At 41.1% G+C, this 11,267-nt stretch carries 10 protein-coding genes; 8 read left to right on the top strand and 2 right to left on the bottom strand.

Going from position 1 to position 11,267, the window contains the following annotated elements:
• On the bottom strand, nt 1-1,822 hold a 1,822-nt coding region (locus tag V7127_RS20365), incomplete at its 3' end, for a M14 family zinc carboxypeptidase (protein WP_335489040.1).
• A gap of 197 nt (nt 1,823-2,019) precedes the next feature.
• Here V7127_RS20365 and V7127_RS20360 point away from each other — a divergent pair.
• The 3 genes from V7127_RS20360 (at nt 2,020) to V7127_RS20350 (ending at nt 4,802) form a co-directional block, all read left to right on the top strand.
• Nucleotides 2,020-2,202 carry a hypothetical protein gene (locus V7127_RS20360; protein WP_335344259.1) on the top strand — a complete coding sequence of 61 codons (183 nt, stop codon included), beginning with the start codon at nt 2,020-2,022 and terminating at the stop codon, nt 2,200-2,202.
• A 183-nt stretch (nt 2,203-2,385) separates the two neighbouring features.
• Nucleotides 2,386-2,964 (top strand): DNA-directed RNA polymerase subunit delta, encoded by a 579-nt coding sequence (gene rpoE / locus V7127_RS20355; protein ID WP_438824045.1) that lies wholly within the window; start codon nt 2,386-2,388, stop codon nt 2,962-2,964.
• 236 nt (nt 2,965-3,200) lie between these two features.
• Nucleotides 3,201-4,802 (top strand): CTP synthase, encoded by a 1,602-nt coding sequence (locus V7127_RS20350; RefSeq protein ID WP_335344258.1) that lies wholly within the window; start codon nt 3,201-3,203, stop codon nt 4,800-4,802.
• Nucleotides 4,803-5,090: 288 nt separating this feature from the next.
• Here V7127_RS20350 and V7127_RS20345 read toward each other — a convergent pair whose 3' ends face one another.
• Nucleotides 5,091-5,615, bottom strand: a complete 525-nt coding sequence (locus V7127_RS20345) for a DUF2529 domain-containing protein (protein WP_335489031.1) — start codon at nt 5,613-5,615, stop codon at nt 5,091-5,093.
• Nucleotides 5,616-5,873: 258 nt separating this feature from the next.
• Between V7127_RS20345 and V7127_RS20340 the strand changes: the two genes are divergently transcribed.
• From V7127_RS20340 to glpX, 5 genes are all read left to right on the top strand, one after another.
• Nucleotides 5,874-6,248, top strand: coding sequence for a response regulator (locus V7127_RS20340; protein ID WP_066296672.1), 375 nt, complete (start codon nt 5,874-5,876; stop codon nt 6,246-6,248).
• A 249-nt stretch (nt 6,249-6,497) separates the two neighbouring features.
• On the top strand, nt 6,498-7,355 hold the full coding sequence (locus tag V7127_RS20335; RefSeq protein WP_335344256.1) for a class II fructose-bisphosphate aldolase: 858 nt from the start codon (nt 6,498-6,500) through the stop codon (nt 7,353-7,355).
• Between the two features lie 100 nt (nt 7,356-7,455).
• Nucleotides 7,456-8,097, top strand: coding sequence for a fructose-6-phosphate aldolase (gene fsa / locus V7127_RS20330; protein WP_335344255.1), 642 nt, complete (start codon nt 7,456-7,458; stop codon nt 8,095-8,097).
• A gap of 334 nt (nt 8,098-8,431) precedes the next feature.
• Nucleotides 8,432-9,718, top strand: coding sequence for a UDP-N-acetylglucosamine 1-carboxyvinyltransferase (locus V7127_RS20325; RefSeq protein ID WP_335344254.1), 1,287 nt, complete (start codon nt 8,432-8,434; stop codon nt 9,716-9,718).
• Between the two features lie 106 nt (nt 9,719-9,824).
• Nucleotides 9,825-10,787 carry a class II fructose-bisphosphatase gene (gene glpX / locus V7127_RS20320; RefSeq protein WP_315666571.1) on the top strand — a complete coding sequence of 321 codons (963 nt, stop codon included), beginning with the start codon at nt 9,825-9,827 and terminating at the stop codon, nt 10,785-10,787.
• The last annotated feature ends 480 nt before the right edge of the window (nt 10,788-11,267 follow it).

Genomic DNA, 11,267 nt, shown 5'->3' with positions numbered 1-11,267 from the left:
TAAATCGCCCGCCCCGTTCAATAAACGCTGTAATTGTTTCTTTGCACGCCGCCAGCTGTTCTTCAGATTTAAGGATAGCGTGATGGTAACGTGACGAAACCTTAGATGGAAGATAAAATAGTTGCTTTACACCACTGTAGATTAAAACGTCAATGTCTTTTAATTGGGCTCTATCTGTTAAACTTCTCGGGTGAAGCTCTTTTACTTGAAAACCCATTTCTTTTAGCGCTTCTTTTGTCCCAGCATGGGATTGTGCATGGAATAATCCGTCATCACGAATAATGGCAACCTTTTTTGTTCGTAAAAGAGTGGAGCTTTTAGCGGGCGATGCAGAGCTCAATGTGAGGCCAGTTCCTCTTGCTTGTTTCCTAAGCCAATTTTTATCCGTATGTTCAATGATAAATTCTCCCGACTTTGTGCACTTTACTGATATACCTTGTGATAATAACTTTTGAATAAAGGATATGCTTTCAACGGAACGGCTTTTAAGGATAAAAGGTCCATTTCCACTCACGTAATATCGCTTCACTAATTGTGAAACAGGTGTTGTTTTTACAGCTAATGAGGCTTTTACAGGAATGCACTCGGCACCCCAAAGAAGCGGCAAGCTCCATGAACTTAAATTTGTTATGTTTATTGAGCCCTTAGATAGGTTTTCTCCTGTCCATAAAAAAGTGTTAGCTACCACAGCTTTCGGCTGATTCATTGGTATGATAAAGGTGCCCTTTAGAAAGACTTTTTTTCCATAGATAAATCCTTTTTCAGCCATTTCAACTTTAACCCCATTTTTCATGAGGTGATCGATTACTTGATAAGCTGGAGATGCATCGTCCCTTGGGACTGGAAGGATATAAGCATTTGGAAAAAATCCGGCTGCTTGATGGGGATGGTGTCTTTTGGCACCGCGGTTAAAAAAGGTGATGATGTTTTGAAGTAACTCGGATTTTTGGGCTTGAACAAACTCGCAAGCTCCAAGCATGACATAATAAAGCCAGAGTAACCCGTCATTTCCTTCAGTAGGTGCCTCGATCGTCACGCCGATTGATCCATGGAGCATCGCGTACATCGCCGCATAATAGGCGCCATAATCATCCCATCCTTTTGTGCTGTCACGATAGGGAATATAAGCTCCAGACATGCCTTTATACCGATTAGATTGGAAGCTGTCTTTTCTATTTACAATATATGATTCAATGGATTGAGCCATAGGAAAAGCCCATTTTTCATATAAATCGTATTCATAGTTAGGATTATGTGGAGGAGTACAAGGCTCTATAAGGCCGATTTTTTTCGGATCTTTGTTCACGTAGCCATGAAGATCGAGAAAAACAAGAGGATTGCACTTGGCAATCAGTTGTGCAACAGCTTTTGTTTCTTTTTGGGACTGTGTAATAAAATCCCGGTTTAAGTCAAACCCGTTTCCGTTATACCTTGTTTGTTGCTCCCTGCCTTCTGGATTTGCACAAATGATGCATATCAAAATAATATTCTCTAATAGACGTAAAATATCCTTATCCTTCTTTATTGCAATTCGTTCGATCAAATGAAGTACCGCGTCTGTCCCAGATATTTCACTCCCATGAATGGAAGCATTAATCATGATCGGGATCTTCTTTTCGCTTTGCAAAAATTCTTCCGGGTTGGTGATCATCTGCTGAGCCTGGGTTTGACAAAACGCCAAATTATATGTGTTTGCATCTTTAGTAATAACGACACAATACAAGTTTAGTCCTGATGCTGTTTTTCCAATAGTCTCAAGCGAAAGAAACGGGCTTTGCCTGGCAAGTGACTTTAGTTTTTCTTCTATTTGCTGATAGTCCATCCCCAATTGCTATTCCTCCTTCTTGAACTTGTCCTTACTAGTCTATTCTTGTAAAAAGAAGGATGATTAGACTCGTTAAATAGGAGAAATAACAAAATTAATTCAAGCTTATACAATTTTTCGCCAAATTCGATATAATCAGATTAGAACCGTAGAGCTGTCTGTGTCTTCAAGGAATTTAAACAGGATGTGGGAATGTGAAGCGAATTTTTGTTTTTGCAGCGATCATGGGGATTTGTATCGGATTTTATTACCTTTACCAAAAGCAGCTGGGCGCGATTCCTTTCTTTTTAATTTCGATTTTTTTCTTTTCACTCGCATATAGCCAGCTCTCGCAAAAAACGAAGGACTCAGCTAAAAATGAAAAAGATAATAGGTGAAAGATATAGCTAGCATAAACACCAAAATATTGTTTATAATGGAGAATATGTATTCTTGAGGGTGCCTAAAAACCTAGTTTTAAATCGGTTCCCAAATCATCATTAATGCTAAATTACTGATTTTGAAAAGGCTGTTTATTTTTCGCTTTCTTAAAAAGCGTTACATAGTGAAGGGGCGTGCTAATGTTGAGTTTATATGAACTTACAAAAGAAGAATTGAAAGAAATGTCATTCATTGAAGTCACTTATGAACTATTAAAAGGCAGAAAAGACGCAATGGCATTTAAGGAAATAATGGATGAATTGACTACTCTTCTTGATCTTACTGAGGATCAAGTGAAATCGAAAATTGCTCAATTCTATACAGATTTAAACATCGATGGGCGTTTTTTAGGCTTAGGTGATAATCGATGGGGACTTCGTGTATGGTACCCAATTGAGCAGCAGGAAGAAGATGTCGTAACAGAGATCAAGCCGAAGAAGAAGAAGGCGAAGAAGGCGAAGGACGAGGACGATCTAGATCTTGACTACGATGATCTTGACGATGAAGATATCGATTATGATGATATCGATGATGACATTGATGACGAATTTGAAGAAGAGGAAGATGACATCATCGAAGAGGACGACTTGATCGATGACGAAGATCTGGAAGAGGACGAAGACCTGATTGACGAGGATGAAGAGTATGACCTTGGAGATCAGGATGAAGATATAGAAGAAGATGAAGACCTTGATGTAGACGAGGAAGATTTAGATTAATCTTATATTCATATAAGTTTCGGCCTGCCATCTTGACTTTTTTTATATAGGCTTGTAGAATACTTTTTGGGCTCCTTAAAAAGGAACGAATCATTAGACGCGTATAGCGCTCCCTTACTTGTTAAAAGTAAGTGGAGCGCTTTTTATTTTTTTGCGAAGGCATTAAATAAAATTCATTATTTTTATTCATTAATTAAAGAAGAATATGCACAAACTGTAATGAGGGGGAAATTATAATGACAAAGTATATTTTTGTAACAGGTGGCGTAGTGTCATCACTTGGAAAAGGGATTGTCGCAGCTTCCCTTGGACGTCTTTTGAAAAATAGAGGATTGAGCGTAACGATTCAAAAATTTGATCCTTATATTAATGTGGACCCAGGGACGATGAGCCCGTATCAGCACGGTGAAGTGTTTGTAACAGGTGATGGCGCGGAAACGGACTTAGACTTAGGTCACTACGAGCGTTTTGTTGATGTGAATTTAACTAAATACAGCAGTGTGACGACCGGGAAAATTTATTCCACTGTACTTAGGAAGGAACGCCGCGGTGAATACAATGGCGGAACCGTTCAGGTGATTCCCCATATTACAAATGAAATTAAAGATAGAGTTTTCCGTGCCGGGCATGAAACCAATTCAGATGTCGTGATCACCGAAATTGGCGGAACGGTAGGAGATATTGAGTCCCTTCCATTCCTTGAAGCGATTCGCCAAATAAAGAGTGACATTGGCCGTGACAATGTGATGTACATCCATTGCACATTAATTCCTTATATTAAAGCGGCTGGGGAAATGAAAACAAAGCCTACACAGCATAGTGTAAAGGAATTAAGAAGCTTAGGGATTCAGCCAAATGTAGTAGTAGTCCGCACAGAAATGCCGATTTCTCAAGAAATGAAGGACAAGCTTGCTTTATTCTGTGACATTGATAAAGAAGCGGTTATCGAATGTAGAGATGCGGACACTTTGTACTCTATTCCGCTTGCACTTCAAGATCAAAACCTTGACAGCATTGCCTGCAATCATTTGAAGCTTGTTTGCGGCGATGCCGATATGACGGAATGGAAGCAGCTCGTTGAAAAAGTAACCAACCTCTCTAAGACAACCAAAATCGCGCTTGTTGGAAAATATGTTGAGCTTCAAGACGCCTACATTTCCGTAGTAGAAGCATTGAAACATGCTGGATATGCACATGATTCTGATATTGATATTAAATGGATTAATGCCGAAGAAGTGAATGCAGAAAATGTTTCAGACCTGCTAAACGAAGTGGATGGGGTTCTTGTCCCTGGCGGATTTGGCGATCGCGGGGTTGAAGGAAAAATCCTTGCGATTCAATATGCCCGTGAACATAAAAAGCCATTCCTCGGTATCTGCCTAGGCATGCAATTAGCATCGATAGAATTTGCCCGTAACGTATTGAACTTAAAAGGGGCACACTCTGCAGAAATTGATCCGTCTACGAAGCACCCAATTATCGACCTTCTTCCTGAACAGAAGGATGTGGAGGATTTAGGCGGAACGTTAAGATTGGGCATTCAGGCATGTAAATTAAATGAGAATACAAAAGCTTATGCCGCATATCAAGATGAAGTGGTCTATGAGCGTCATCGCCATCGCTATGAGTTTAACAATCATTATCGTCAGGAAATGGAAGATTCAGGCTTTGTCTTCTCTGGCACTAGCCCAGATGGACGCCTTGTCGAAATTATTGAGATTAAAGACCATCCATGGTTTGTGGCATCCCAATTCCATCCTGAGTTTATTTCAAGACCGAATCGTCCTCAACCTCTATTCCGTGACTTTGTTGGGGCGGCATTAAATCATAGTAAATAATAGAAAAAGAAGACTCCTGAGTATCAGGCCCCAAGTGTGGGGACTGGTGCTTCGTGTGGAGTCTTCTTTTTTTTGATGGGTGAAGGAGCAGAGTGTAGTGTAGGTTTGTTCAATGTAAGCGTTAAGTAGGGAGGAGAAGCAAAACACTAACATAGGAATGTTCAATGTATGCATTTGTGAGAGAAATAGAAAAAACGGTAACTATGAATCATACATAATTACCGTCCGGCTAAATTCGCAGATAAGGTCATTACCAATCAACCCCACACCCACCGCAAATAAATTCTTTTACTCATATTCATCCAAAATTTCTTCCAATGTAAATTTGATCCCGTAATAGACAAATAACGCAGCCATCGATGAAGGGTAGCCAAATCGGTTACCTGTTTCATCTGGCAGCAGTCCTTTTGTAAGTCTTAAATCAATATGTACATCGGCCAAATCAGCTAGGCCGTGACCTTCCTGAACAGTGGAAATGCCCACAAATGGAATCATCTTCTCGGCGAGAATTTCCCCCATTTTCACCGCTTCTTTATCTGTAGAATGACGCGAGACAATAAGAAATCTGTCTGTCTCTGATAGCTCATCCAAAGGACGGTCCATTGGCCAGATCGCCGCATTTTTCAAGGGCTCTTGCCCTTCGGTTGCTTCATAGGCAATAGCATACATCTCATTGGCCCCAAAAATATAAATATTCCCGTTTCCGACAGCCGCCTGGGCCAGAAGTCTAGCACTGTCTTCCATCGAAAATTCTTCTTTTTCCTGGATTCTTTTAAACAGCCCGGTAAGCTGTGTAGAAAACATTTTTAGCATCATGTCTCTCCTATCGCTATTTAAAGATTCGGTATATCAATTATATGAAATACAAACAAAAAGGTAAAATCGGATCCATATTAGTCATGTAATCTATAGGCTTTTCAAAACAAAAAACAACTCTAGCAAGCAAATTTTTTGAAGAGGGAGGAATTTTCAGTCATCAAATAGAATTAAAGAGAGGGGGAATTCTAATTGGGTAGCTATAATAACAATCAAATGACAGAATTTTTGAGACGAAGGGAAGAGGTGGGTTGATTGAAGGGGAAAATATTAATCGTTGATGATCAATTTGGTATTCGCATTTTGCTGAATGAAGTTTTACAGAAGGAAGGCTATGATACATACCAAGCTGCAAATGGGATTCAGGCACTTGACATTGTCTCCAAGCATTCACCTGATCTAGTACTTCTCGATATGAAAATCCCTGGCATGGACGGGATTGAAATATTAAAGAGAATGAGAGTGATTGATAAAGAAATTCGTGTCATCATTATGACGGCATACGGTGAGCTGGATATGATTCAGGAAGCACGCGATTTAGGCGCCTTAACGCACTTCGCAAAGCCTTTTGATATTGATGATATTCGGGCAGCCGTTAAGAAGTATGTGCCAATAGCCAATTCATTTTAACAACCAGCCTGTGGGCGATCAGCGGCAGTAACATTTCTGCACGCTATTGCTCACAGGCTTTTCTTATTTAGCCCCGTTTTCTCATGAAAATTCATTCCGGGTAATAGCATTTCTTTAGCTGTTTTGGTATGATACAAATGAATTCCATTGGATCGGTTCCGTTTAAGCAGGAGAGTACATAAACGCAAGTAACAAGGGAACACTTATCCTGTGAAAATTAGAAGCGATGATGATGAAGGAGGAAGAAAAATGCCTTTAGTATCAATGACTGACATGCTGAACAAGGGAAAAGCGGAGGGCTATGCAGTAGGTCAATTTAACTTAAATAATCTTGAGTTTACTCAAGCGATTCTTCAAGCGGCAGAGGAAGAAAAATCCCCTGTTATTCTTGGTGTGTCCGAAGGGGCAGCACGCTATATGGGCGGATTCAAAACCGTTGTAAAATTGGTAGAAGGCTTACTTGAAGATTATAAAATTTCAGTACCTGTAGCGATTCATTTAGATCATGGATCAAGCTTCGATAAATGTAAAGAAGCCATCGATGCTGGCTTCACTTCTGTCATGATTGACGCTTCTCATGATCCTTTTGAGGAAAATGTGGCAACCACTTCAAAGGTAGTGGAATATGCGCATGCCCGCGGAGTGTCAGTGGAAGCCGAATTAGGGACTGTTGGCGGACAAGAGGATGATGTTGTAGCGGATGGCGTTATCTACGCGGATGCAAAAGAATGTGAAGAGCTTGTGAAAAGAACGAAAATTGACTGTCTTGCTCCTGCGCTAGGATCCGTTCATGGTCCATACAAAGGGGAACCAAACCTTGGTTTTGCTGAAATGGAAGAAATCGGCCAGCTAACAGGCGTTCCACTTGTTCTGCACGGCGGAACGGGAATCCCAACGAAAGATATTCAAAGAGCGGTTTCTTTAGGAACGGCCAAAATTAATGTAAATACAGAGAATCAAATTGCTTCTGCCAAGCGTGTTCGTGAGGTATTAGCAGCCAATCCGGAGATGTATGATCCGCGCAAATACTTAGGACCTGCTAGAGAGGCCATTAAGGAAACCGTTATTGGAAAAATGCGCGAGTTTGGTTCTTCTGGAAAGGCTTAATAGCAGTGGAGATTTTTTAATGAAACCGCCTTTAGGATAGAGGCGGTTTTGATTCATTTGTTGGATAACAGGAAATTTATTATTTTGAGGAGGAAATATAATGAAATTTTTTATCGATACAGCGAATATGGATGAGATTAAAGAAGCACATGCATTAGGTATTTTAGATGGGGTTACGACTAACCCTTCATTGGTGGCGAAGGAGAAGAATGTTTCTTTCCATGACCGACTTAAAGAAATTACAGAGCTTGTCCCAGGTTCAGTAAGTGCAGAGGTTATCGCCTTAGACGCAGAAGGCATGATAAAAGAAGGACGCGAGTTAGCGGCTATTGCGCCTAATATTACAGTTAAAGTCCCAATGACGCCAGATGGATTAAAGGCTGTTAATACTTTTTCAAAAGAAGGCATCAAAACAAATGTCACGTTAATTTTCAGTGCTAACCAGGCGCTGCTGGCAGCAAGAGCAGGGGCAACGTATGTTTCTCCTTTCCTTGGCCGATTAGACGATATTGGCCATAACGGGCTGGATTTAATTTCTACGATTGCAGATATATTTGCTATCCATGACATTAAGACGGAAATTATTGCAGCATCCATTCGTCATCCTCAGCACGTAACCGATGCCGCTTTAAGAGGAGCTCATATTTCAACGATCCCGTATAAAGTAATTATGCAATTATTTAAACACCCGCTAACGGATAAAGGAATTGAAGCATTTCTTGCTGACTGGAATTCTCGTTAAAGAATATTTTTGATTGTAAATGGAAGGGTACTCATTTTTTACAAAAAATTGGGTTTTACGAATGGCCAATTTGGGGTAAAGTGTTAGTAGCAAGCGCTAGCAGACGATGAACGAATGGAAACTTTATTTTCATAACCACACATGGGAATGGCTTTTTCGTGTAAACTAGAAGATAAGGATCATGTCGGAATGAACAGGATGCGACCTGTTTTCAGTTCAATTCGTAAAGCAAAGGACAAGCTAAATAATTCCTACATAGTTCAAGAAGAATGCAAACATTTCATTACCCACGCAGCGATTTTCATATACTTTACGGCGTAGAAGGGAGCTAAAAATGGAAAAGCTTATGATTGCAGGCGGTTACCCTTTAAAAGGAACTGTTCGAATTAGCGGAGCAAAAAATAGTGCAGTGGCATTGATTCCGGCTACGATTCTAGCTGATTCGCCTGTCACGATTGAAGGGCTGCCAGATATTTCGGATGTGCAAATTTTAAAAGGACTGCTTGAAGAACTTGGAGGGACCGTCAGCTTTACTAATGGAGATATGAAAGTTGACCCTTCCTCGATGATTTCCATGCCTTTGCCGAATGGAAAAGTAAAGAAACTGCGTGCCTCTTATTATTTAATGGGGGCCATGCTAGGCCGTTTCAAAAAAGCAGTGATTGGTCTGCCGGGTGGATGCCATCTTGGCCCGAGACCGATTGATCAGCATATTAAAGGCTTCGAGGCCCTTGGCGCAACTGTAACCAATGAGCAGGGAGCGATTTACCTGCGGGCGGATGAACTGCGAGGGGCTCGAATTTATCTGGATGTTGTCAGTGTTGGGGCGACCATCAACATTATGCTGGCAGCTGTTAGAGCTAAAGGAAGAACGATCATTGAAAATGCGGCAAAAGAGCCGGAGATTATTGATGTAGCCACTTTGCTGACGAATATGGGGGCAAAAATTAAGGGTGCTGGAACAGATGTTATTCGAATTGATGGGGTAGACCAGCTGCATGGCTGCCAGCACACCATTATCCCGGACCGTATCGAAGCGGGTACGTATATGTTACTTGGTGCAGCTGTGGGTGAAGGAATGACCATTGATAATGTGATCCCTCAGCATCTTGAGTCACTGATTGCGAAATTAAGAGAAATGGGTGCTCAGATTGAAACAGGGGATGATCATGTCTATATACATCCGGTAGGGAAAAGAAAAGCCGTTGATATTAAGACACTTGTTTATCCAGGTTTCCCGACAGATCTGCAGCAGCCTTTTACGTCTTTATTAACGAGTGCAGATGGGACAAGTATGGTGACGGACACCATTTATAGTGCCCGTTTTAAACATATTGATGAATTAAGAAGAATGAATGCGAATATTAAGGTGGAAGGCCGTTCGGCGATTATTCACGGACCTGTCAAGCTTCAGGGCGCCAAAGTGAAGGCCAGTGATTTACGAGCCGGCGCCGCACTAGTCATTGCTGGGCTAATGGCGGAAGGAATAACGGAAGTAACCGGAGTTGAGCATATTGACAGAGGCTACAGCCATCTTGTAGAAAAGTTAAATGGCCTTGGGGCAACCATATGGCGAGAAAATTTAACAAAAGAAGAACTGGAACAAATGAAAAATGCTTAACTTACTGATTAATAGATGAAGATGCCTAATGGTCCTCTGGGTCCCAAAGGCATTTTCGAATTTATTGCATAGATGTGGAACAGCAGAGATTTGAGGGGGAAAAAGGATGGAACGCAGTTTAACAATGGAGCTTGTCCGTGTAACAGAAGGGGCAGCCTTAGCATCGGCCCGCTGGATGGGACGCGGGAAAAAGGATGAAGCAGATGATGCAGCTACAACAGCTATGAGAAATGTGTTTGATACCGTACCAATGAAGGGAACCGTTGTCATTGGCGAAGGGGAAATGGATGAGGCGCCAATGCTTTACATCGGAGAAAAGCTTGGTACTGGTTACGGTCCGCGTGTAGATGTAGCAGTAGATCCACTTGAAGGCACGAATATCGTGGCATCAGGAGGCTGGAATGCTCTGGCCGTATTGGCTGTAGCGGATCATGGCAATTTGCTTCACGCTCCTGATATGTATATGGACAAAATCGCGGTTGGCCCTGAAGCTGTAGGGAAAATTGATATTAATGCTTCAGTCATCGATAACTTGAAGGCTGTAGCAAAGGCGAAAAATAAAGACATTGAAGATGTGGTTGCAACGGTCTTAAATCGTGATCGTCATAGTCACATTGTAGCTCAGCTTCGTGAAGCGGGAGCTAGAATTAAATTGATAAATGACGGGGATGTGGCTGGTGCGATTAACACAGCATTTGATCATACCGGAGTTGACATTCTTTTCGGACTTGGCGGTGCACCAGAGGGCGTTTTAGCCGCGGTAGCACTTAAATGTCTAGGCGGAGAAATTCAAGGAAAGCTTGTTCCGCAGAACGATGCTGAAATCGAGCGCTGCAAGAAAATGGGTCTTGATGTAAACAAAATTCTTCTTATGGAGGATTTAGTAAAAGGCGATGATGCCATCTTTGCTGCAACGGGAGTGACAGATGGAGAGCTTCTTCGCGGGGTACAATTTAAAGGAACGTACGGGTCTACTCATACTGTTGTTATGCGTGCAAAATCCGGAACAGTCCGTTTCATTGAAGGACGTCATAGTTTAACGAAAAAACCAAACCTAGTCATTGGATAAAGTGAGCCTTTACCGGCTGTTGATCCCCCGCTTAGAAATTTTTGTTTTACTCAACTACTAGAAGTGGGGGTCTACAGCCCGTTAATCTGCGATAATATCTTCAGAATGCTAGTTCATTCCATTGGGAAGTCACATTCCCAAGCTAAAAATGAAGAGGATAAAGAAGTAAAAAGGTCTGGCCATGAATTTGCCAGGCCGAATCCTCTTATTTCCTGCCAAAATTGACTTGTTTCCTAATTGTAAATAAAATATAGTTAATACAGGCCCCTATGGGGAGTGCTTTTAAGTTTTTCCAATAAAGCTGCCTCAAAAAAATAACCTTTCAAAGTTGTAGGATTAAATGGGCTCCTTTTTTGATTTATCCTCAAGTTTAATTATATATAATACTAGTTTTAGTTTTACCTCAATCATATTTTTCCCGTTTTATTTTATTGTTTCTTAAGTTGACGGATTTCAATTTTTTAGGGGAAGAGTTTGAAA

It is taken from the genome of Bacillus sp. JJ1773, assembly GCF_036962035.1.
Lineage (GTDB): Bacteria > Bacillota > Bacilli > Bacillales > Cytobacillaceae > Cytobacillus.
The sequence above is the reverse complement of the archived record's forward strand: the minus strand, read 5'-3'. Positions and strand labels throughout refer to the sequence as shown.

What these genes read in the sequence shown, in the direction of transcription:
- rpoE (WP_438824045.1), top strand. Translation starts at nt 2,386, where the DNA reads ATGTTGAGTTTATATGAACTTACAAAAGAAGAATTGAAAGAAATGTCA.
- V7127_RS20350 (WP_335344258.1), top strand. Translation starts at nt 3,201, where the DNA reads ATGACAAAGTATATTTTTGTAACAGGTGGCGTAGTGTCATCACTTGGA.
- V7127_RS20345 (WP_335489031.1), bottom strand. Translation starts at nt 5,615, where the DNA reads ATGCTAAAAATGTTTTCTACACAGCTTACCGGGCTGTTTAAAAGAATC.
- V7127_RS20335 (WP_335344256.1), top strand. Translation starts at nt 6,498, where the DNA reads ATGCCTTTAGTATCAATGACTGACATGCTGAACAAGGGAAAAGCGGAG.
- fsa (WP_335344255.1), top strand. Translation starts at nt 7,456, where the DNA reads ATGAAATTTTTTATCGATACAGCGAATATGGATGAGATTAAAGAAGCA.
- V7127_RS20325 (WP_335344254.1), top strand. Translation starts at nt 8,432, where the DNA reads ATGGAAAAGCTTATGATTGCAGGCGGTTACCCTTTAAAAGGAACTGTT.
- glpX (WP_315666571.1), top strand. Translation starts at nt 9,825, where the DNA reads ATGGAACGCAGTTTAACAATGGAGCTTGTCCGTGTAACAGAAGGGGCA.